Annotated in this window: 19 protein-coding genes and 1 pseudogene; 1 reads left to right on the top strand and 19 read right to left on the bottom strand. The window is 71.7% G+C overall.

What is annotated here, in order from left to right:
* Nucleotides 1-180 precede the first annotated feature (180 nt).
* The 5 genes from der to aroH form a co-directional block, all read right to left on the bottom strand.
* On the bottom strand, nucleotides 181-1,650 hold the full coding sequence (gene der, locus ACGFU6_RS37660) for a ribosome biogenesis GTPase Der (RefSeq protein WP_393617067.1): 1,470 nt from the start codon (nucleotides 1,648-1,650) through the stop codon (nucleotides 181-183).
* Nucleotides 1,651-1,714: 64 nt separating this feature from the next.
* Nucleotides 1,715-2,377: a lysophospholipid acyltransferase family protein gene (locus ACGFU6_RS37655; RefSeq protein WP_393617066.1), complete on the bottom strand. Its 663-nt coding sequence runs from the start codon at nucleotides 2,375-2,377 to the stop codon at nucleotides 1,715-1,717.
* Nucleotides 2,374-3,090 carry a (d)CMP kinase gene (gene cmk / locus ACGFU6_RS37650; protein WP_393617065.1) on the bottom strand — a complete coding sequence of 239 codons (717 nt, stop codon included), beginning with the start codon at nucleotides 3,088-3,090 and terminating at the stop codon, nucleotides 2,374-2,376. Before cmk ends, ACGFU6_RS37655 begins: the two co-directional genes overlap by 4 nt.
* A 124-nt stretch (nucleotides 3,091-3,214) precedes the next feature.
* Nucleotides 3,215-4,300: a prephenate dehydrogenase gene (locus ACGFU6_RS37645; RefSeq protein WP_393617064.1), complete on the bottom strand. Its 1,086-nt coding sequence runs from the start codon at nucleotides 4,298-4,300 to the stop codon at nucleotides 3,215-3,217.
* A complete protein-coding gene (aroH, locus tag ACGFU6_RS37640) occupies nucleotides 4,297-4,659 on the bottom strand; it encodes a chorismate mutase (RefSeq protein ID WP_393617063.1) in 363 nt (120 codons plus the stop codon). The genes ACGFU6_RS37645 and aroH overlap by 4 nt, the downstream gene beginning before the upstream one ends.
* Nucleotides 4,660-4,823: 164 nt before the next feature.
* Between aroH and ACGFU6_RS37635 the strand changes: the two genes are divergently transcribed.
* The gene (locus ACGFU6_RS37635) at nucleotides 4,824-5,546 is read left to right on the top strand and encodes a DNA polymerase beta superfamily protein (RefSeq protein ID WP_393617062.1); all 723 of its coding nucleotides are present in this window, start codon (nucleotides 4,824-4,826) and stop codon (nucleotides 5,544-5,546) included.
* Nucleotides 5,547-5,873: 327 nt separating this feature from the next.
* Here ACGFU6_RS37635 and ACGFU6_RS37630 read toward each other — a convergent pair.
* The 14 genes and pseudogenes from ACGFU6_RS37630 to ACGFU6_RS37565 form a co-directional block, all read right to left on the bottom strand.
* A pseudogene (locus ACGFU6_RS37630) lies at nucleotides 5,874-6,134 on the bottom strand (DNA polymerase beta superfamily protein); the annotation flags it as partial.
* 15 nt (nucleotides 6,135-6,149) lie between these two features.
* Nucleotides 6,150-7,172, bottom strand: a complete 1,023-nt coding sequence (locus ACGFU6_RS37625) for an ADP-ribosylglycohydrolase family protein (protein ID WP_393617061.1) — start codon at nucleotides 7,170-7,172, stop codon at nucleotides 6,150-6,152.
* Nucleotides 7,169-7,903, bottom strand: a complete 735-nt coding sequence (locus ACGFU6_RS37620) for an NUDIX domain-containing protein (RefSeq protein ID WP_393617060.1) — start codon at nucleotides 7,901-7,903, stop codon at nucleotides 7,169-7,171. Before ACGFU6_RS37620 ends, ACGFU6_RS37625 begins: the two co-directional genes overlap by 4 nt.
* Complete coding sequence (locus ACGFU6_RS37615) at nucleotides 7,900-8,979, bottom strand: AAA family ATPase (protein WP_393617059.1); 1,080 nt, start codon at nucleotides 8,977-8,979, stop codon at nucleotides 7,900-7,902. Before ACGFU6_RS37615 ends, ACGFU6_RS37620 begins: the two co-directional genes overlap by 4 nt.
* Nucleotides 8,976-9,629 carry a nicotinamide riboside transporter PnuC gene (gene pnuC / locus ACGFU6_RS37610; protein WP_393617058.1) on the bottom strand — a complete coding sequence of 218 codons (654 nt, stop codon included), beginning with the start codon at nucleotides 9,627-9,629 and terminating at the stop codon, nucleotides 8,976-8,978. The genes ACGFU6_RS37615 and pnuC overlap by 4 nt, the downstream gene beginning before the upstream one ends.
* Before the next feature lie 130 nt (nucleotides 9,630-9,759).
* A complete protein-coding gene (locus ACGFU6_RS37605) occupies nucleotides 9,760-10,980 on the bottom strand; it encodes a pseudouridine synthase (protein ID WP_393617057.1) in 1,221 nt (406 codons plus the stop codon).
* Nucleotides 10,980-11,627, bottom strand: a complete 648-nt coding sequence (gene scpB, locus ACGFU6_RS37600; RefSeq protein WP_393617056.1) for an SMC-Scp complex subunit ScpB — start codon at nucleotides 11,625-11,627, stop codon at nucleotides 10,980-10,982. Before scpB ends, ACGFU6_RS37605 begins: the two co-directional genes overlap by 1 nt.
* Complete coding sequence (locus ACGFU6_RS37595) at nucleotides 11,624-12,658, bottom strand: segregation and condensation protein A (protein ID WP_393617055.1); 1,035 nt, start codon at nucleotides 12,656-12,658, stop codon at nucleotides 11,624-11,626. The genes scpB and ACGFU6_RS37595 overlap by 4 nt, the downstream gene beginning before the upstream one ends.
* A gap of 93 nt (nucleotides 12,659-12,751) precedes the next feature.
* Nucleotides 12,752-13,348: a hypothetical protein gene (locus tag ACGFU6_RS37590; RefSeq protein WP_393617071.1), complete on the bottom strand. Its 597-nt coding sequence runs from the start codon at nucleotides 13,346-13,348 to the stop codon at nucleotides 12,752-12,754.
* A complete protein-coding gene (locus tag ACGFU6_RS37585) occupies nucleotides 13,345-14,463 on the bottom strand; it encodes a ParA family protein (protein ID WP_123468964.1) in 1,119 nt (372 codons plus the stop codon). Before ACGFU6_RS37585 ends, ACGFU6_RS37590 begins: the two co-directional genes overlap by 4 nt.
* Before the next feature lie 367 nt (nucleotides 14,464-14,830).
* Nucleotides 14,831-15,946, bottom strand: coding sequence for an alanine dehydrogenase (gene ald, locus ACGFU6_RS37580; RefSeq protein ID WP_393617070.1), 1,116 nt, complete (start codon nucleotides 15,944-15,946; stop codon nucleotides 14,831-14,833).
* A gap of 143 nt (nucleotides 15,947-16,089) precedes the next feature.
* On the bottom strand, nucleotides 16,090-18,153 hold the full coding sequence (locus ACGFU6_RS37575) for a tetratricopeptide repeat protein (protein WP_393617054.1): 2,064 nt from the start codon (nucleotides 18,151-18,153) through the stop codon (nucleotides 16,090-16,092).
* A gap of 167 nt (nucleotides 18,154-18,320) precedes the next feature.
* Nucleotides 18,321-18,947, bottom strand: coding sequence for an NUDIX domain-containing protein (locus ACGFU6_RS37570; protein ID WP_393617053.1), 627 nt, complete (start codon nucleotides 18,945-18,947; stop codon nucleotides 18,321-18,323).
* 88 nt (nucleotides 18,948-19,035) lie between these two features.
* Nucleotides 19,036-20,709: a CTP synthase gene (locus tag ACGFU6_RS37565; RefSeq protein ID WP_393617052.1), complete on the bottom strand. Its 1,674-nt coding sequence runs from the start codon at nucleotides 20,707-20,709 to the stop codon at nucleotides 19,036-19,038.
* Nucleotides 20,710-20,891: the final 182 nt, after the last annotated feature.

Below are 20,891 nucleotides of genomic sequence, written 5' to 3'. Positions count from 1 at the left end.
AAACGCTCGGCTGGAAAACCCCAGCCGAGCGCCTGCGTGATCTACTGACGGCCACATAAGCCATCAGGTGTTGCGAGGACCCCAAGAATCCGCCGAGTGGTCCGGGGCTCTGTCGTGTCCGGTGGGCCCGGCGGCGTACGGCCGGGGCGCTCGCGCGCCGGGGCCGCACCGCCCGGCCGGCTACTTGTTGCGGCCGCGCTTCTCGCGGACGCGCACCGAGATGTGGATCGGGGTGCCCTCGAAGCCGAACTCCTCGCGCAGCCGGCGCTCGACGAAGCGCCGGTAGCCGTGCTCCAGGAAGCCCGAGGCGAAGAGCACGAAGCGCGGCGGCTTGGTGCCCGCCTGGGTGCCGAAGAGGATACGGGGCTGCTTGCCGCCACGGATCGGGTGCGGGTGGGAGGCGACGATCTCGCCGAGGAACGCGTTCAGGCGGCCCGTGGGAACACGGGTCTCCCAGCCGTCCAGCGCGGTCTCGATCGCCGGGACCAGCTTCTCCATGTGGCGGCCGGTGAGGGCCGAGACGTTGACCCGCGGGGCCCACGCGACCTGCGCGAGCTCCGTCTCGATCTCGCGCTCCAGGTAGTAGCGGCGCTCCTCGTCCAGGGTGTCCCACTTGTTGAAGGCCACGACGATCGCGCGCCCGGCCTCGACGGCCATGGTGACGATGCGCTGGTCCTGGACGCTGATCGACTCGCTGGAGTCGATCAGGATCACGGCGACCTCGGCCTTCTCCACGGCGGCCGCGGTACGCAGCGAGGCGTAGTAGTCCGCGCCCTCCTGCAGGTGGACGCGGCGCCGGATGCCGGCGGTGTCGATGAACTTCCAGGTGATGCCGCCGAGGTTGATCAGCTCGTCGACCGGGTCACGCGTGGTGCCGGCCAGTTCGTTGACGACGACACGGTCCTCGTTGGCCACCTTGTTCAGCAGCGAGGACTTGCCGACGTTCGGGCGGCCGATCAGCGCGATGCGGCGCGGGCCGCCGACCGCCGTGCCGAACGACTGGGCCGGTGCCTCGGGAAGCGCCTCCAGGACGGCGTCGAGCATGTCGCCGGTGCCGCGGCCGTGCAGCGAGGAGACCGGGTGCGGCTGGCCGAGGCCGAGCGACCAGAGCGCGGTGGCGTCCGCCTCGCCGCTCTGTCCGTCCACCTTGTTGGCGCAGAGCACGACGGGCTTGCCGGAGCGGCGGAGCAGCTTGACGACCGCCTCGTCGGTGTCGGTGGCGCCGACGGTGGAGTCGACCACGAAGACGACCGCGTCGGCCATCTCGATCGCGTACTCGGCCTGGGCGGCGACGGAGGCGTCCAGCCCCAGCACGTCCTGCTCCCAGCCGCCGGTGTCGACGACCTTGAAGCGGCGGCCGGCCCATTCGGCCTCGTAGCTGACGCGGTCACGCGTGACGCCCGGCTTGTCCTGGACCACGGCCTCACGACGGCCGATGATCCGGTTCACCAGTGTCGACTTGCCGACGTTGGGGCGGCCGACGACGGCGAGAGCGGGCAGCGGTCCGTGACCGGCCTCCCCGATCGCACCCTCGACGTCCTCGGGGTCGAACCCCTCCTGCGCGGCGAGCTCCATGAACTCCGCGTACTCGGCATCGCCAAGCGCTCCGTGCTCGTGGTCCGAGCCGCCGGAGTGAATCTGGTCGTTCATGAAGTCCGTTCCTCTTTGCATCATCATCGATGGACCACGCAGCACGCGGTCCACTACTCAAGTCTTACTCGGTGCGCCCGGTGAGGCGCCTGGCCTGCTCCAGGTGGCCGGTCAGCCGTCCCTGGATCCGCACCGTCGCCTCGTCGAGCGCCTTGCGCGTCCGCCGTCCGCTGCCGTCGCCCGCGTCGAAAGCCTCGCCGAAGACGACATCGACGCGGCTGCGCAGCGGCGGCAGCGCCGATATCAGCCGTCCGCGACGCCCGGTGCTTCCCAGGACCGCCACGGGCACGATCGGCGCCCCGCTGCGTACCGCGAAGTACGCGAGCCCGGCGCGCAGCGAGGCGAAGTCTCCTTCGCCCCTGGTGCCCTCGGGGAAGATCCCGAGCACTCCGCCGTCCCCCAGCACGCCGAGGGCGTGGGTGATGGCGGTGCGGTCGGCGATCGTACGGTCCACCTTCAGCTGACCGATTCCACGCAGGAACGGGTCCAGGGGGCCGACGAACGCCTCTTTCTTGATCAGGAAGTGGACGGGCCGGGGCGCGGTGCCCATCAGCATCGGACCGTCGACGTTGTGCGAGTGGTTCACCGCGAGTATGACGGGTCCCGAGGCGGGGACCCGCCACGCACCGAGCACACGGGGCCTGAACAGCCCGTACATCAGCCCGATCCCGATGGAACGCCCGACCGCCGCTCCGCGCAGCGTGGGTGCGCCCGTGGCTGGGCTCACTTCGCCGCCTGCTTCTCCCCGACGAGGGTGACGACGCACTCGATGACCTGCTTGAGGGTCAGCTCGGTGGTGTCCACCTCCACGGCGTCGGCCGCCTTGGCGAGCGGAGAGGTCTTGCGGCCGGAGTCCGCGGCGTCCCGCTTGATCAGCGCTTCCTTGGTGGCGGCGAGATCGGAGCCCTGCACCTCTCCGCTGCGGCGGGCGGCGCGCGCCTCCGGCGAGGCGGTCAGGAAGATCTTGATGTCGGCGTCGGGCAGCACGGTCGTGCCGATGTCCCGGCCCTCGACCACGATGCCCTTCTCCGCGCCCTCGGCGATCGTGCGCTGCAGCTCGGTGATCAGGGTGCGCACCTCGGGGACGGCGCTGACGGCGCTGACCTTGGAGGTGACCTCCTGGGTACGGATCGGGCCGGAGGCGTCCTCGCCGTCGACGGTGATCGTCGGGCCGGTGGGGTCGGTGCCGGAGACGATGACGGGCTTGGCGGCCGCGGTGGCCACCTCCAGCGCGTCGTGCACGTCGATGCCGTTGTTCAGCATCCACCAGGTGATCGCCCGGTACTGGGCACCGGTGTCCAGATAGCTCAGGCCGAGCTGCGTGGCGACGGCCTTGGACGTGCTGGACTTGCCGGTGCCGGAGGGCCCGTCGATGGCGACGATCACTGCGGCCGGGGCGGTCCGGGCGGCGGCGCTTACGGTTTCCACGGTGGTGGACACCTTCCTGGTACACGGGGGTGGGCGGGACGGGACGCGCGAACCCGCCCCGCACAAGGTTACCGAGTGCGGGCGCGGGTCCGACCACCCCTGTGGACAAGTGCCCGCGGGGCCCGTCTCCCAAGGGCTACTGCCGGAGCGACCAGCCGCGCTCGCGCAGGGCGGCGCCGAGGCCGGGGGCGGCGCTCGGCTCGACCATGAGCTGCACGAGACCGGCCTGCTGGCCGGTGGCGTGCTCGATCCGTACGTCCTCGACGTTGACCCCGGCCCGGCCCGCGTCGGCGAAGATCCCGGCCAGCTCGCCCGGCCGGTCGCTGATCAGGACGGCCACGACCTCGTAGGAGGCGGGGGCCGCGCCGTGCTTGCCGGGGACCCTGACCCGGCCGGCGTTGCCGCGGCGCAGGACGTCCTGGATGCCCTCGGTGCCCGCGCGGCGCTCGTCCTCGTCGGCGGACTGGAGCCCGCGCAGCGCGGTGACGGTCTCCGCCAGGTCGGCGGCGACCCCGGCGAGGACGTCTGCGACCGGTCCGGGGTTGGCGGAGAGGATGTCCACCCACATCCGGGGATCGGACGCGGCGATCCTGGTGACGTCCCTGATGCCCTGCCCGCAGAGGCGTACCGCGGTCTCGTCGGCGTCCTCGAGCCGGGCGGCGACCATCGACGAGATCAGCTGCGGGGTGTGGGAGACGAGCGCGACGGCCCGGTCGTGGGCGTCGGCGTCCATGACGACCGGCACGGCCCGGCAGAGCGCGACCAGTTCCAGGGCGAGGTTGAGGACCTCGGTGTCGGTGTCGCGGGTCGGGGTGAGGACCCAGGGGCGGCCCTCGAAGAGGTCGGCGGTGGCGGCGAGCGGACCGGAGCGCTCCTTGCCCGCCATGGGGTGCGTGCCGATGTACGGGGCGAGGTCGACGCCCAGCGCCTCCAGCTCGCGGCGCGGGCCGCCCTTGACGCTGGCCACGTCGAGGTAGCCGCGGGCGACCCCGCTGCGCATGGCGGTGGCGAGCACCGAGGCGGTGTGCGCCGGCGGCACGGCCACGATCGCCAGGTCGACCGGTCCCTCCGGCGCCTCGTCGGTGCCCGCGCCGAGCGCGGCCGCCGTCCGGGCCGACTCCGGGTCGTGGTCGACGAGGTGCACCTTGATGCCGCGCCCGGCGAGGGCGAGGGCGGCGGAGGTGCCGACGAGGCCTGTTCCGATGACAGCGGCGCTTCTCACTGGGCGATGTCCTTGCGCAGGGCGGCGGTGGCGCCGAGGTATACGTGGGCGATCTCCGACTTGGGGAGATAGGTCTCGATGTGGACGAGGATCCGGACCACCCGGGGCATCGATCCCTCGATGTCCAGCTCCTGGGCGCAGATCAGCGGTACGTCGACGATACCGATCCCGCGCGCGGCGGCGGCCGGGAAGTCGCTGTGCAGGTCCGTGGTGGCCGTGAACCAGATGCTGATCAGGTCGTCCGGGACGAGGCTGTTGCGCTCCAGGACGGCCTTGAGGAGAGCACCGACCTGCTCGCCCATGTGCCCGGCCTCGTCCCGCTCCAGCTGGACGGCTCCGCGGACCGCTCGTACCGCCACGTCGTACTCCTTGCTTGTCCGTACCGCTCCGTGCGCCTGTGTTACGGCTGTTTCAAGCGTAGAGGGGTGGCAGGGTCCCGCGCCGGGCCGCCCTGTCCGTGAGACGCGCAGGTGGCGCCGGGTCCCGGGGCGGCCCGCTCCGGCTCTCGCGTACCCTCCCCCGCATGATCACTCCGTCCGACGAGGCGCTGGTGCGCGACCACACCGTCTACTCCTGTGTGATGGGTTCGCGCGCCTTCGGGCTCGCCACGGACGGCAGCGACACCGACCGGCGCGGTGTGTTCCTGGCGCCGACCCCGTTGTTCTGGCGGTTCGACAAGCCGCCGGCCCATGTCGAGGGACCGGCCGACGAACAGTTCTCCTGGGAGCTGGAACGCTTCTGCGAACTGGCGCTGCGGGCCAATCCCAATGTGCTGGAGTGCCTGCACTCGCCGCTGGTGGAGCGGGCCGACGCGACCGGCCGCGAGCTCCTGTCGCTGCGCGGCGCGTTCCTGTCCCGGCAGGCCCACGGCACCTTCGTCCGCTACGCGCTGGGCCAGCGCAGGAAGCTGGACGCGGACGTACGGCAGCACGGGGCGCCGCGCTGGAAGCACGCCATGCACCTGCTGCGGCTGCTGGCGAGCTGCCGGGACCTGCTGCGTACGGGCGAGCTCACGATCGGGGTGGGCGAGGGCCGCGAGGGACTGCTGGCCGTCAGGCGGGGCGAGGTGCCCTGGCCCGAGGTGGAGCGGCGCATGGCCGGGCTGGCCGAGGAGAACGAGGCGGCGGCCGCCGCGTCCCCGCTGCCGGCCGAGCCGGACCGGGCGCGGATCGAGGACTTCCTGATCCGCGCCCGGCGGGCCTCGGCCCTGGCCGCGTCACCGCCCGCCGGCGGTTCAGCGGGCTGAGACCGCGCCGAGCCGCGCCCGCACCACCAGTTCGTGCAGCGCGTCGGTCCCGCCCGGCGCGTCCGGAAGGGCCGTGGCCGCCTGCGCCGCGTCCAGCACCCCGTGCAGCGACTCGACGTCCGCGGCCGCCTCCGCCGTTCGGCTTCAGCATCAGCCGGACGAACAAAGACCGGCCGGCAATTGGGAGGCAGCGTCGCGGGTCTGGGCACGCACATCTGCGGCGTTGTCGTCAATCACCATGGCTCCGCCATGTCTCAGTCCTCCGCCTTGCAACTGCACGCACCCAGACCCGCTCCTTCACCCACCCCCCAATTGCCGGCCGGTCTCACGCAGGTCATGGGTGACGAGATCCATCTCCACACCGTCCTGGTCCCACATCCGTGAGCGGGTCTCCTCGGGCTCGCGCAGGCCGAGGAGGTCCGCCGCGGGCAGGAGGTGGACCCCCCGCAGGTCCACATCCGAGTCCTTGGAGGGGAACCCGTACAGATGCGCTCCGGAGACCGTGGCGAACAGCAGCGGGTGGCGTTCCCCGGCGACGACCGGGCCGAGGTCGGTGACCGGCAGCCCGGCTTCACTGAGACGCGTCATGTCCGTGTTCATCGCTCAAGAGTCCCAGAGGGCCGCCAGGGACAGCAGGTCGCTCCGGTACTCGATCCGTTCCGACCACTCCTTGGGCCAGGCCCCCGAGCCCGTGTGGGCCCCCGCGAGTGCGCCGGTCAGGCAGCCGAGCGAGTCCGAGTCGCCCCGGGTGCAGGCGGCTCGGCGAAGGGCGGTGACCGGTTCGCCGGGGAAGAGCAGGAAGCAGTGCAGGGCAGTCGCCAGGGCCTCCTCGGCGATCCAGCCGTCGCCGGTCCTCTCGCAGGGGTCGGTCTCCGGGGACGGGTCGCGCAGGGCGTCCTGGACGCGGGCCAGGGCGGCGAGGCACTCGTCCCAGCCCCGCTGGATGTAGAGCTCGGGCGAGGAGTCGCCTGCGTAGCGCCAGAGGTCCCCGAGCCAGCGGGTGTGGTAGTTGCCGCTGTTCTCGTAGGCGTAGCTGCGCAGCTGCCCGATCAGCCCGACCGGTTCGGCGCCCTGGGCCAGCAGGTGGACCGCGCGGGCCATCAGATCGGAGGCGGCGAGCGCGGTGGGGTGTCCGTGGGTGAGGGCCGCCTGCAGCTGGGCCGCTCCGGCGCGCTGTTCGTCGCTGAGTCCGGGTACGAGTCCCACGGGCGCGACCCGCATGTTGGCACCGCAGCCCTTGGAGCCGGTCTGGCTGGCCTCCTGCCAGACGCGGTCGCTGTCGAGCATCCGGCAGGCGGTCATGCAGGTGCGGCCGGGGGCGCGGTTGTTGTCGGGCGAGTGGTACCAGTCGACGAACTCCTCGCGCACCGTACGCACCAGCCGCAGCGGGGTGAGCAGTCCGCGGTCCGTGGCGGCGCGGATGCCGCGCCCCAGGGCCAGGGTCAGCTGGGTGTCGTCGCTGACGATCGCGGGCCTCGGCAGCCGCATCTGGCGCCACGGCCCGCACTTGGCGAGGATCGAGGGGACGTTGTTGAACTCGGTCGGGAAGCCCAGCGCGTCGCCGAGCGCGAGCCCGGTCAGCGCGCCGGTGGCGGCCTGTTTGGTGATGGTCCTGGTCACGATCACGTGCTTCTTCCTTCCGGTCGCAGCAGTGGGGGGTGCAGGGCGGTCGCGGCGCCCGCCCGGTAGAGGGCGGCCGGCTTTCCCCGTCCGCCGGTACGGCGCGGTGACCCCTCGGCTGCCTGGACGAAGCCGGGCGTGGTGAGGACCTTGCGCCGGAAGTTGGGCCGGTCCAGCTCGACGCCCCAGACCGTCTCGTACACCTGCTGGAGCTCTCCCAGGGTGAATTCGGGCGGGCAGAACGCTGTGGCCAGACAGGTGTATTCGAGTTTGGCGCCGATCCTGATCCGGGCGTCGGCGAGGATGCGGTCGTGGTCGAAGGCGAGTGCGCCGGGCTCTGCGGTGTCCCACCACCCGGCGCCCGCAGCGTCGCCGCCGCCGCGCGGTTCGGGCAGATCCGGTACCAGCGCGGCGTAGGCGACGGAGACGACCCGCATCCTCGGGTCGCGGTCCGGGTCGCTGTACGTCGCCAGCTGTTCCAGGTGGAGGGCCGAGACGGTGTCCTCGCTCAGCCCGGTCTCCTCGGCCAGCTCCCGGCGGGCCGCGTTCCCGGCGGACTCGCGGGGCAGGACGAAGCCGCCGGGCAGCGCCCACCGGCCCTTGTAAGGGTCCTCGCCCCGCTCGACGAGCAGGACGTGCAGCCGGCTCTCGCGGACCGTGAAGACCGCCAGGTCGACGGTGACGGCGAACGGTTCGAACGCGTGCGGGTCGTAGCCCTCGGGCGCGGCGGCGGTCATCGCCGCTCCGGGAGCGGGTCGGCGAAGTGCCAGCCCCTGGCAAGCAGGGCGTCGACCGCCTCGACGGCCGTGGCCAGGCGCTCCTGCCGGCTTCCGGTGACCTCGATGAAATTCCTTCCTGTACGGGTGAGTTCGGCTCGGAAACGGTCGGTCATCCAGGGCCGCAGCTCCTCGCCGTCGCGCAGCCCGTCGTCCTCGAAGGCGACGCCGTCGTGGTCGGTCAGCAGCCACAGGTGATGGGCTACGCGGTCGGCGGTGCGCTCGACGAGCGGGTTGCGGCCGCCGACGTAGCGCTCGTGCCAGACGGTGGTGGCGAAGGAGTCGGTGTCGCAGACGAGCACCGGGGATCCGGTGCGGGCGACCGCCTCCTCCCGGGTGTTCTGGGCCTCGGCTATCAGCGGGAAGTCGTCGGTGGTGAAGGTGACGTCCTCCCACTGGGCGTGGGGCCAACGGGAGCGCAGCGCGGCCAGCTTCTGTTCGCTGAACTCGCGCCCGTACTCGGCGACGTACCCGGTGAGCGCCCAGACACCGCCGCGCCGGCGGTAGTGGGCGGCGAGGGCGCGGGCCAGGGTGGTGGTGCCGGTGGACTCGGCGCCCAGGACGACGATCCGGCGGGTCAGCGCGGCCCGCACCGGCGGTTCGAGGAAGTCCCAGCAGCGCGCCGGGTCCTCGCGCACCGCCGTACCGGAGACCGGGAAGACCGTACGGCCGGGGTCGACGCTGACGGGCTCGGCGCCGAAGCGGCGGGCGAGCTCGTCCCCGTACGACTCCGAGGTGAAGACGGCGTCCACCGGCTCGGGCACGGCCGAGGTGAAAACCGCCATGTGGGCGTCCCAGATCGCCGGGTCGTGGAGATCCATCCGGGTGTCGTCGACGGCGCCCACCACCGTCACGTCCGGGTGCACCTCGCGCATCCAGGCGACCCGGTCGGCGAGCGGGACGGATTCCACCGAGGCGGCGCAGACCAGCACGGTCAGCCGCTCGCAGCGGTCCTGCGCGGTGCGGACGAGATGGTGGTGGCCGGCGTGCGGCGGGTAGAACTTGCCGAGGACCAGGCCGTGCGCGAAGCGTTTCATGCCGCGGCCTCCACGAACTCCCGCTGCCGGACGGTGAGATCGCGCCGCCAGTTGCGCAGACCGATCAGGCACAGCGTCAGGAAGCCGACGTACAGCAGCGAGGTGAGGTAGAGCTCCTTGTACGCGTAGAGCGGGATGTAGACCACGTCGGCGGCGATCCACAGCCACCACGACTCGACGAGCTTGCGGCACTGCCCATACGTCGCGGCGAGGGACAGCGCGGTCGTCAGCGCGTCCCAGAAGGGCACCGTGGAGTCGGTGGCCCGGTCCAGCAGGACGGTCAGCGCGAGGGTCCCCACCACCCCCGCCGCGAGCAGCAGGGCCCACTCGGTGCGGGTGGTGCTCCGCACCGGCAGGCTGTCCGTCCCTGATCCACCCCCGTGGGTCCAGGTCCACCAGCCGTACGCGGCAAGGGCGATGAAGACGATCTGGAGCCCGGCGTCGGCGTACAGGCCGGACTGGGCGAACAGCAGGATGAAGAAGAGGTTGTTGGCGATGCCGACCGGCCAGTTGGCGAGGTGCTGGCGGGCCACGAGCCAGACACACAGCGCTCCACTGCCGAAACCCAGCACCTCGGTCCAGCTGACCGGGGTGTCCAGGACCGTCACCAGGGGCTGCCGCAGGGGATCGAGGACGTCCGCGAGACTCACACCCGCCTCCTTAATAGTCATTCTGACTATAAAGGTCGAACGCAGGTAGCAAAAGACCCGCGGCCGGTTCCTGTCCGAAATTCGGAACCCAGGAACCGGCCGCGGGCCGTGAGCGGTGGGGGCGGGCGGTCTACAGACCGACCTCGCGCATCAGCATGCCCACTTCGGTGTTGGTGAGCCGGCGCAGCCAGCCCGACTTCTGGTCGCCCAGCGGGATCGGGCCGAACGACGTCCGCACGAGCCGCTCGACCGGGAAGCCGGCCTCGGCCAGCATCCGGCGGACGATGTGCTTGCGGCCCTCGTGGAGGGTCACCTCGACCAGGTAGTTCTTGCCGGTGTTCTCGACGACGCGGAAGTGGTCGGCGCGGGCGTACCCGTCCTCCAGCTGGATGCCGTCCTTGAGCCGCTTGCCCAGGTCGCGCGGGAGCGGGCCCTGGATGGCGGCCAGGTACGTCTTCTTCACGCCGTACTTGGGGTGGGTGAGACGGTGGGCCAGCTCGCCGTGGTTGGTGAGCATGATGATGCCCTCGGTCTCGGTGTCCAGCCGGCCGACGTGGAAGAGCCGCGTCTCACGGTTGGTGACGTAGTCGCCGAGGCACTGGCGTCCGTCCGGGTCCTCCATGGAGGAGACGACACCGGCCGGCTTGTTCAGCGCGAAGAAGAGGTACGACTGGGTGGCGACGGTCAGGCCGTCGACCTTGATCTCGTCGTGGTGGACGTCGACGCGCATGCCCTGCTCGACGACGATCTCGCCGTTCACCTCGACGCGGGACTGCTCGATCAGCTCCTCGCACGCGCGGCGCGAACCCATGCCGGCCCTGGCGAGGACCTTCTGCAGCCGCTCGCCCTCCTGCTCGGCGCCGGGGTGCGTCTTGGGCGTGCTGATCTCGGGCTTGTTCGCGTACCTGTCGCGGTTGCGCTGCTCGATCTTGGCGTCGAGCTCGCGCGGACGGGCCGGGGCGCCGTGCGGGGCACGCCGGCCGCCGCTCTTCGAGCCGCTGGACGCCGCCTTCGGGCCGCCCTTGGCGCCGCCGCGGGCGGATGCGCCGCGACCCTTGCGGGTACCGCCGTCACCGCCCGGCTTGTCGTTGCCCACGTCGTAGCGGCGCTCCTCGGGGCGGGGCCGGCGGGGACGCTGGTCCTGCTTGTCCTCGCGCTCGGAGCCGGAGACCCGGGGGCTGGGGTTGGTGTTCCGGCCGGTGCCCATGTTGTTCCTGGCCCCGCTCCGGCCCGCGCCTCCGCCGGCACCGCCGCTCCGGGAGCCGCCGCCGCTCCGGCCCGCGCCTCCGCCGGCGCCACCGCTCCTGCCGCCGCCGCTGCCGCTTCCGCTGTTCCTGCCACTGCTTCGCATCAAAATTCCGTCTTGTCGTGTGCGTGAGTATCCGGGGTGTCCGGTGCGTCCGGATCGAACGACGGCACACCCTCTAGCGTCTCAGCCTCGATCGCGTCCGCCTCCGGGAGGAAGGGCGCGAGCTCCGGGAGCTCGTCCAGGCCACGCAGGCCCATTCGCTCCAGAAAGTAGTTCGTCGTCCTGTACAGGATCGCACCTGTTTCGGGTTCCGCGCCCGCTTCCTCGACCAGGCCCCTCTGGAGCAGGGTCCGCATGACCCCGTCACAGTTCACGCCGCGCACCGCGGAGACCCTGGAACGGCTCACCGGCCGGCGGTAGGCGACCACCGCGAGGGTCTCCAGCGCCGCCTGGGTGAGACGGGCGTGCTGGCCGTCCAGGACGAAGCCCTCGACCGCCGCCGCGTACTGCGGCCGGGTGTAGAAACGCCAGCCGCCGGCGACCAGCCGCAGGTCGAAGCCGCGGCGCTGCACGGTGTACTCGTCGGCCAGCTCCCGCAGCGCGTCCGCGACGGCCCGCCGGGGCCGCTCCAGCACCTTGGCCAGGTGTTCCTCGGTGGCCGGCTCGTCGACGACCATGAGCACGGCCTCCAGGGCCGGTTTCAGATCGAGGCCGGCGACGGCGGATCCGGTGACGTCCTGCTCACTCATGCCTTCACGTCCTGCCGCTCGTCCCGCATGTCCGCCGCCTCCCGGTCGAACTCGTCCGTGACCACGGGCTCGGCCCCCTGCTCCCCGGCCCAGCGCACCATGAGCTCCCCCAGCGCCTCGTCCTGGTCCAGGGTGACGGCCTTCTCCCGGTAGAGCTCCAGCAGCGCGAGGAACCGGGCGACGACGGTGAGGGTGTCCGGGGCGTCCCCGGCCAGCTCCCGGAAGCTCATCTCCCCCGCCTCCCGCAGCCGGGCCATCACGATCCCGGCCTGCTCGCGCACGCTGACCAGCGGGGCGTGGATGTGATCGATGTAGACCTGCGGCCGGGGCCTGGGCTGCATCGCCTTCACGGCCAGCCTGGCGAAGCCCTCGGCGCCGATGCTGATCACGACGTCGGGCAGCAGCTCCGCGTGGTGCGGTTCCAGTCCGACGGTACGGGGGAAGCGGCGGCCCTCCGATTCGAGGCGGTCGCTGAAGATCTCCGCGATGCGCTTGTACGCGCGGTACTGCAGCAGCCTCGCGAAGAGCAGGTCCCTGGCTTCGAGCAGCGCCAGGTCCCCCTCGTCCTCCACCTCGGCGGTGGGCAGCAGCCGGGCCGCCTTGAGGTCCAGGAGGGTCGCCGCGACGACGAGGAACTCCGTGGTCTGGTCCAGGTCCCAGTCCGGCCCCATGGCCCGGATGTAGATCATGAACTCGTCGGTGACCTTGGACAGTGCGACCTCGGTCACATCCAGCTTGTGCTTGGAGATGAGCTGGAGCAGCAGATCGAAGGGCCCCTCGAAGTTCGCCAGCCGAACGGTGAAGCGACCGTCATCGGGCGCGGGTGCGTGGACGGGCGCGGGGGCGTCGTCCCGGACCTGCGGGGCTTCGGCGGCCTGCGGCGCTTCAGCGGTCTCCGGGGTCTGCTGAGACTCCGGCGCCTCGGCCGTCTCCGGGGCCTGCGGCGCTTCAGCGGTCTCCGGGGGCCCGGCGCCCGGCCCGCGGCCCAGTGGGCGGCGGGAGGCGCGGGCGGGCTCGTCGGGTGAGGGCATGAAGATCCAGAGTGCGGCGGGACACGGAGGGCGGACGGCGGCCCGCCGTCGGGCCGGCAGGGCCCTGGCGGCAGGCTACCCGCGCCGGGCCCGTCAGCGGCCGCGCAGCCGCCGTACGAGGATGCTCGCGTCGCCCCGGGACTCCAGGTCGGCCAGGACGACGGCGACCGCCTCACGGACGATCCTGCCCCGGTCGATGGCCAGCCCGTGCTCGCCGCGCAGCACCAGCCGCGCGTGTTCCAGGTCCATCAGCTCCTCGGCGGAGACGTAGACCGTGATCTTCTCGTCGTGGCGCTCCCGGCCGCTGGGCCGGCGGTTCGCGCCGCGCCCGCCACCGCGTCTGCGCTGCTGCTGGACGACCGGCGCCGGAACCGGTTCCTGCGAGGACGGCTGCTGCGGGCGGCGCCCCGCCTGCGCGGCCACCGCCATCCGGTCGTTCTCACCGCCCCGGCTGCGCGAGTCACCCGCGTCGGCCCTGGCCGCGGAGTGCTCCTCCTGGGCGGAGGGGGCGGTCGCCGGTTCCTCCGGGCCGGTCGCCCGGGCGTCGGCCCCGGCATCGCTCTCGCCGGCCGGTGCGGGCACGCGGCCGGCCTCGCCGTTCGCCTTGCGCCGCCGTTCCGCGGGGGACGAGGACTGCAGCCCCATCCCCCCGGTGGTACGGAACAGTTCGTCGGCCCCCGGCAGACTCACTCGGCGTGACACCGGGCGAGCACCTCCCTGGCGAGCTGGCGATAGGCGGCGGCACCGACCGAGTTGGAGGCGTAGGTGGTGATGGGCTCACCGGCGACCGTGGTCTCCGGGAAGCGGACCGTGCGCCCGATGACCGTGTGGTAGACGTGGTCGTCGAAGGCCTCGACGACGCGCGCGAGGACCTCGCGGCTGTGCACCGTACGGGAGTCGTACATGGTGGCGAGGATGCCGTCGAGCTCCAGCTCCGGGTTGAGCCGCTCCTGGACCTTCTCGATGGTCTCGGTGAGCAGCGCCACACCTCGCAGCGCGAAGAACTCGCACTCGAGCGGCACTATCACCTTGTGCGCGGCGGTCAGGGCGTTCACGGTGAGCAGGCCCAGCGAGGGCTGGCAGTCGATCACGATGTAGTCGTAGTCGGCCATCAGCGGCTTCAGGGCGCGCTGCAGGGTGGACTCCCGGGCGACCTCGCTGACCAGCTGGACCTCGGCGGCCGACAGGTCGATGTTGCTCGGCAGCAGGTCCATGTTGGGCACGGCGGTCTTCAGGAGGACCTCGTCGGCCGCCATGCCCCGCTCCATGAGCAGGTTGTAGACGGTGAGGTCGAGCTCCATCGGGTTCACGCCGAGGCCGACGGACAGGGCTCCCTGCGGGTCGAAGTCGACGAGCAGGACGCGCCGGCCGTACTCCGCGAGCGCGGCACCCAGATTGATGGTCGACGTGGTCTTGCCGACGCCGCCCTTCTGGTTGCACATCGCGATGATCTTCGCGGGGCCGTGATCGGTCAGCGGGCCCGGGATCGGGAAGTAGGGCAGGGGCCGGCCGGTCGGGCCGACTCGCTCACGGCGCTGGCGGGCTGCGTCGGGCGCGAGCGTGGCCGCGTACTCCGGATCGGGCTCGTACTCGGCGTCGGGGTCGTAGAAGCGCCCCTGGGGCGCCTCGTCGAAGTCGGCGAAGTGGGCGGTGTCCCGGCCACTCTCGTTGCCGGCCATGGCGTTCACGTGTAGGCCGTCCATCATCTGGGGGGCTGTCGTCATGTGCTGGTGGGTGGCGAAGGTGCGGACAGCGACGGAGCCGACAGCCTCCAGCCCGTTCGGGCTCTGGCCCCGTGCAGGCATCCCTGGTTGAACACCCCCGGGAGTAAATGTCGACTCATTCACAAGTCGTCTTACCTCCTTGGACGTGACCAGGAAACTTATCGATAGGTCAGCGTGGCACCATGCCGACGATTGGCGACTCTATGGCGTGTCACCGGTCCGCAGCAACACAATCCGCCGGACCCGGCCCGATGTGTCGGCAATCGAACACCCCGCTGTCAAGGGCACGCAGCCCTCCGGGCACACTCTTCACGGGTGCACGAATCGGTTAAAGGGTTACGTTCGAGGCGAGTTGCGCGGGGTCCGGCAAGGGCCCGGCATGCGTCCGGCCGGACCTTGCTCGGCAAGGTCCGGCCGGGTGCGCGAGGTTGACGGAGGGGGTTGACCCTCAGCCGAGAAGCGCGCTCAGTTCGACGTGGTCGAGGCCGTGCGCCTCGGCCACCTCACGGTAAACGACCTGCCCGTCATGGGTGTTGAGCCCCTTGGCGAGTGCGGCGTCACGGCGCAGCGCCTCGGCCCAGCCCCGGTTGGCGAGCTCCACGATGTAGGGAAGCGTCGCGTTGGTGAGGGCATAGGTCGAGGTGTTCGGCACCGCGCCGGGCATGTTGGCGACGCAGTAGAAGACCGAGTCGTGAACCATGAAGGTCGGCTCGGCGTGCGTCGTCGGGTGGGAGTCCTCGAAGCAACCACCCTGATCAATTGCAATGTCGACAAGTACACTTCCGGGCTTCATCTTGGCGACGAGCTCGTTGGTGACCAGCTTCGGGGCCTTCGCTCCGGGGATGAGCACGGCGCCGACGACCAGGTCCGCCTCGACGACGGCCTTCTCCAGTTCGAAGGCGTTGGAGACGACCGTCTGCACCTTGGTGCCGAAGATCCTGTCGGCCTCGCGGAGCTTGTTGATGTCCCTGTCGAGCAGCGTGACGTGGAAGCCGAGACCGACGGCGATCTGCGTGGCGTTCCAGCCGGAGACACCGCCGCCGATGATGACGGCCCGCCCGGCCGCCGTGCCCGGGACGCCGCCGGGCAGCACACCGCGGCCGCCGACCGAACGCATCAGGTGGTACGCGCCGACCTGCGGGGCCAGCCGGCCCGCGACCTCGGACATCGGGGCGAGCAGCGGCAGCGCGCGGTTCGCGGTCTCGACGGTCTCGTAGGCGATGGCGGTGGTGCCGGACTCCAGCAGCGCGTCCGTGCACGCGCGGGAGGCGGCGAGGTGCAGGTACGTGAAGAGGGTCTGTCCCTTGCGGAGGCGGTGGTACTCCTCGGCGACCGGCTCCTTGACCTTCAGCAGCAGGTCGGCGGTGGCCCAGACCTCGTCGGCGGTGGGCAGGATCCGCGCGCCGGCGGCGACGTACTCCTCGTCCGTGATGGAGGAGCCGGCCCCGGCGTTCTCCTCGACGACGACCTGATGGCCGTGCCGGACGAGCTCGTGCACACCGGCAGGCGTGATCGCCACGCGGAACTCGTTGTTCTTGACTTCGCGGGGGATGCCGACCTTCACGTCGATCACGGTCCTTGGCTCAGAGGGTTAGCCGGGCATAGCAATACATACCCGGATAGACGCAGCGTAAATGGAGACACCGCGAAGACCCGCGGCAGAGCCAGTCTAATGAAGGGCTTCCCGCTGTCTAGCCTTACAAAGCATTAATTTTCCGTCGTCGCACTACGGATTTCGTAGGCTGCGCTCTCCTCACCCAGCAATCTGTCGGCCGTACCCCGGTGCAGACCCGCAGCTGCGGGGTCGCCGAGCCGGTCCAGCGTGTCGGCCAGCCGCAGCTCAAGGGCGGCCTGCAGCCTCACGTCCTTGGCCTGCCGCGCCCACTGCACCGCCTCCCGGCAGGTCTGCAGGGACTCCTGCGGACGGCCCGCGTACTCCTGGACCCGGGCGACCTCGCTGAGCGCCCGCGCCTGGGCGGGCAGGTCGCCGAGCCTGCGGTAGCCGGCCGCGGCCGCGCGCCAGTTCCGCAGCGCCTCGCCGTACCGGCCCGCGTAGGTGTGGACGGTGCCTAGGCGCCCGTAAAGCCGCGCCTCGTCGGCCTTCTCGCCCTGGGTGAGCCGCTGGGCGAGCGCCCGCCCGTACCAGTCCGAGGCCCGGTGGAAGTCGCCCAGCTCGGCGTAGGCGCCGCCCACGGATTCCATCGCGCGGCCGGTGGCGTACGGGTCCTTCGCGGCCCGTCCGGCATCCAGCGCGGCCCGGTAGCGGGCCAGCGCCTCCCGGGTCCGGCCGGTCCCGGCGTCCAGGTCGGCGAGGTTGAGCAGGGCGGCCGCCCGCTCGCGGGGCAGTTCGCGGCGCTCCGCGACGGACAGCACCAGAGCGTGCAGCCCGTACAGCTCGGGCGCGGCCGCCTCGGTGCCCTCGTGCACTGCCAGCGCCCGCACCAGTGCGGCCACCAACCGCCTTGCCAGCGTGTCGAGTTCACCGTCCTGCACGGCGATCCGGGCGGAGGCGAGCAGGGCCGGACGGCGGATCCGCAGCCATTCGGCGGCGGCCTCGGGGCCGGGGAAGCGCAGCGAGCGCGGCAGGCCGGCGAGCCTGCGCCGGGCCGGTGAGCCCTCGGGTTCGGTGACCGCCCGGCAGGACTGGAGCAGGCGCACCGTCCGCTCCAGCATCCTCGCCCGCGCGAGCTGGATCTCGGCCGGGCGGTCCCGGTCCTCCAGCAGTGCCCGCAGCAGCGGGGCCAGGCAGCCGGGCACCTCGTACTGCGGCCCGTCCGCCTCGTCCCTCCGCAGCACACCGAGGCGGACGAAGTCGTCGAGCGTGGTCTGGGCGGCCGATACGGAGCAGCCGGCCAGCGCGGAGGCGGTCTGGGCGTCGGCCAGTCCGGCAGGGGCGAGGATGAGCAGTCGCAGTATCCGGGCCGCGGTCGGCGCGAGCGAGTCATGGACCAGCCGGAAGGCGCGGGCCAGCGGCCGGGCGCCGGTGGACTGCTCGGCCTCGTCCGGCAGTTCCCGCAGTCGCTTGGTGACGTCGGCCACCGAGGCCGTGGGGTGCGCGGCCAGCCAGCCGCCGACCATCACCAGTGCGGCGGGCTGGCCGCCGCACTCCTCGGCCAGCGTCTCGGCGGTCCGGGGATCGACGGTGATGCGGACCTGTCCGATGGTGCGGGCGAGCAGCTGGACCGCCGGCCCGGCCTCCAGTCCGCCGATCGTGCAGGGCCGGACGCCGGGGATACCGGTCAGCGGGCCCTGCGCGGTGGCGACGACCAGGCAGTCCGGGTTGTCCGGGAGCAGCGGGTCGACCTGTTCGGCGTCGGGTGCGTCGTCGATCAGGAGGAGGGCCCGGCGCACGGCGAGGGCCTCGCGCACCATCTCGGAGAGCTCGTCCTCGTCCGCGCCGGGCGGTCCCACCACGCCGAGCCGGCCGAGGAGGTCCCTGGCGGCGCGTTCGGTGGGGACCGGGGCGCCGCCGGGTTCGGTGAGCCGGACGCGGAACAGGCCGTCGGGGTAGTCGCCGGTGGCGAGCAGTCGCCGGGTGAGTTCGCCGGCCAGTGCGGTGCGGCCGGAACCGGGGCGTCCGGCGATCAGCAGGACCCGGGCGCGGCCGCTCTTGCGGCCGGCCATGGTGTCCAGTCCGGCCCGCTCGATGTCGGCCCGGAGTTCCTTCAACTCGCGCTCTCGGCCGAAGAACTGAGATGGCTCGACGGTGGCCGGCTCCTCGGTCCCCGCAGCCTCGGCCGGGTCGCTGGTGTGCACCGCCTGATCCGTCACGGGCCACGCTCCACTTCGCTGCACGCGTCGCCCGCCGGGACTCCGGTCAGGGCATTCCGAGCGTAGTTCAGGCGGGTGGGCGAATCCGGTGGAGCGCGGCGGGCACATCCCCCGATCGGATCAGCGTTTTTTCCGACCGGGTGACGTGCCGGGTCCGCGACGGCCCGTCAGGCCTCGAACGGCCGGGCGGGCCAGGGCGCCTCGGCGGGCCGCAACGAGTCGACCCCGTCACCCGCGAGCACCGCGGCGAGCGACATCACGCCCACCACCAGGCAGCTGTTGTGCAGGTCGCCGGCGAGCACGCCCCGGACGAGCTCCTGGAGCGGCACCCGGGCCTGCTCCATGTCGGCCTCCTCCTCGGAGACCTCGAAGCGCTCGCCGTCCGCCTCGGAGATGTTCCGGGCGAGGAAGATCCGTACGGCTTCGTCGCAGCCGCCCGGCGTGGTGTAGACGTCGGTCAGCACCCGCCAGTCCTCGGCCTTGACGTACGCCTCCTCGTAGAGCTCGCGCTGCGCGGCGTGCAGCGGGTTCTCACCCGGGATGTCGAGCAGTCCGGCCGGGATCTCCCAGAGCTTGTGGCGGACCGGGTGGCGGTACTGGCGCAGCACCAGGACGCGGCCCGCGTCGTCGAGTGCGAGCACGGCGACCGAGCCCGGGTGGACCTGGTAGTCGCGGCGCACGACGGAGCCGTCCGGCATCGCGACGTCATCGGTGCGGACGCTGGTCTTCTTTCCCCGGAACGGGGTCTCGGTCGCGGTGACCGGCCATTCCTCGGGCGTGTCCTGGAAACACATCTACGTCCTCCCACAAAAAGCAGTGACCGGGGTACCCGTCCTCGAAGGACGCGTACCCCGGTCAACCGTAACGCCTGCGGGGGTGCCGTTACTTGCCCGGCGTGCCCTCGGCCGCCGCGCCCGCCCGGCGTGCCACGGCCGCCTTCACCAGGCCCGCGAACAGCGGGTGCGGGCGGGTCGGGCGGGAGCGGAGCTCCGGGTGCGCCTGGGTGGCGACCAGGTAGGGGTGGACCTCGCGCGGGTACTCGACGTACTCGACGAGCTTGTTGTCCGGGGAGGTGCCGGAGAAGACCAGGCCGGCCTTCTTCTCCAGCTCCGCGCGGTAGGTGTTGTTGACCTCGTAGCGGTGGCGGTGGCGCTCCTCCACGTACGGCAGGTCGTCGTACGCCTCACGGACGAGCGAGCCCTCGGCGAGCTTCGCCGGGTAGAGGCCGAGGCGCATGGTGCCGCCCAGGTCGCCCGCGCCCTCGACGTACGCCAGCTGCTCCTCCATCGTCGAGATGACGGGGTGGGAGGTGGCGGCGTCGAACTCGGTGGAGTTGGCGTCGGGGATCTCCGCGAGGTTGCGCGCGGCCTCGATCACGATGCACTGGAGGCCCAGGCAGAGGCCGAGCAGCGGCACCTTGTTCTCACGGGCGTACTGGATGGCGCCGACCTTGCCGATGACGCCGCGCTCGCCGAAGCCGCCGGGGATGCAGATGGCGTCGACGTCACCGAGCTGCTGCTTGGCACCCGCCGGGGTCTTGCAGTCGTCGGACGCGACCCACTTGACCTTGACGCGGGCCTTGTTGGCGAAGCCGCCGGCCCGGATGGCCTCGGTGACCGAGAGGTAGGCGTCGGGCAGGTCGATGTACTTGCCGACCAGCGCGACGGTGACCTCGTGGTCGGGGTTGTGGACGCGGTCCAGCAGATCCCCCCAGGTGGTCCAGTCGACGTCCCGGAACGGCAGGTCGAGCTTGCGCACGACGTAGGCGTCCAGGCCCTCGGAGTGCAGCACCTTGGGGATGTCGTAGATCGACTTGGCGTCCGGGCAGGCCACCACGGCGGCCTCGTCGACGTCGCACATCAGCGAGATCTTGCGCTTGATCGCGGTCGGCACCTCGCGGTCGGCACGCAGCACGATCGCGTCCGGCTGGATACCGATGTTGCGCAGCGCCGCCACGGAGTGCTGGGTCGGCTTGGTCTTGAGCTCGCCGGACGGGCCGATGTAGGGCAGCAGCGAGATGTGCACGACGAAGACGTTGTCCCGGCCGACCTCGTGGCGGACCTGACGGACGGTCTCGAGGAAGGGCAGCGACTCGATGTCGCCGACCGTTCCGCCGACCTCCGTGATGACGACGTCCACGTCGTCGGTGGCCATGCGGCGGATGCGGTGCTTGATCTCGTTGGTGATGTGCGGGATCACCTGGACCGTGTCGCCGAGGTACTCGCCGCGCCGCTCCTTGGCGATGACCTGCGAGTACACCTGGCCGGTTGTGACGTTGGCCGAGCCGTCGAGGTCGACGTCGAGGAAGCGCTCGTAGTGCCCGATGTCCAGGTCGGTCTCGGCGCCGTCGTTGGTGACGAACACCTCACCGTGCTGGAAGGGGTTCATCGTGCCCGGGTCGACGTTCAGGTACGGGTCGAGCTTCTGCATGGTGACCCGAAGGCCGCGCGCCTTGAGCAGGGCACCGAGGCTGGAGGCAGTCAGACCCTTGCCGAGGGAAGAGGCGACACCCCCGGTGACGAAGATGTGCTTGGTCGTCGTGGATGTGGGCTGCATAGCCAAAGGGGGCTCCCGTGGTCGCGATCGTGAGGTGCGTACCGGCTTTGCCGTCCGGAGATTCCGGAGGCGCCGTCGCTGCGGTTCGGGGGCCTCGTCTGCTGTCGCCAGACGACCACCGGTCCACGGGCTACCAGGGTAACAGCGACGGGGGGAGCCTGCTTCCGGCCACTCCCGGCACA

Origin of the sequence: Streptomyces sp. NPDC048462, assembly GCF_043200175.1 — a bacterium.
GTDB lineage: Bacteria > Actinomycetota > Actinomycetes > Streptomycetales > Streptomycetaceae > Streptomyces.
Note: the sequence above shows the minus strand (reverse complement) of the source record. Positions and strands in the feature narration are given on the sequence as shown.

What these genes read in the sequence shown, in the direction of transcription:
- der (WP_393617067.1), bottom strand. Translation starts at nt 1,650, where the DNA reads ATGAACGACCAGATTCACTCCGGCGGCTCGGACCACGAGCACGGAGCG.
- ACGFU6_RS37635 (WP_393617062.1), top strand. Translation starts at nt 4,824, where the DNA reads ATGATCACTCCGTCCGACGAGGCGCTGGTGCGCGACCACACCGTCTAC.
- ACGFU6_RS37620 (WP_393617060.1), bottom strand. Translation starts at nt 7,903, where the DNA reads ATGACCGCCGCCGCGCCCGAGGGCTACGACCCGCACGCGTTCGAACCG.
- ACGFU6_RS37615 (WP_393617059.1), bottom strand. Translation starts at nt 8,979, where the DNA reads ATGAAACGCTTCGCGCACGGCCTGGTCCTCGGCAAGTTCTACCCGCCG.
- ACGFU6_RS37605 (WP_393617057.1), bottom strand. Translation starts at nt 10,980, where the DNA reads ATGCGAAGCAGTGGCAGGAACAGCGGAAGCGGCAGCGGCGGCGGCAGG.
- scpB (WP_393617056.1), bottom strand. Translation starts at nt 11,627, where the DNA reads ATGAGTGAGCAGGACGTCACCGGATCCGCCGTCGCCGGCCTCGATCTG.
- ACGFU6_RS37595 (WP_393617055.1), bottom strand. Translation starts at nt 12,658, where the DNA reads ATGCCCTCACCCGACGAGCCCGCCCGCGCCTCCCGCCGCCCACTGGGC.
- ACGFU6_RS37585 (WP_123468964.1), bottom strand. Translation starts at nt 14,463, where the DNA reads ATGCCTGCACGGGGCCAGAGCCCGAACGGGCTGGAGGCTGTCGGCTCC.
- ACGFU6_RS37570 (WP_393617053.1), bottom strand. Translation starts at nt 18,947, where the DNA reads ATGTGTTTCCAGGACACGCCCGAGGAATGGCCGGTCACCGCGACCGAG.
- ACGFU6_RS37565 (WP_393617052.1), bottom strand. Translation starts at nt 20,709, where the DNA reads ATGCAGCCCACATCCACGACGACCAAGCACATCTTCGTCACCGGGGGT.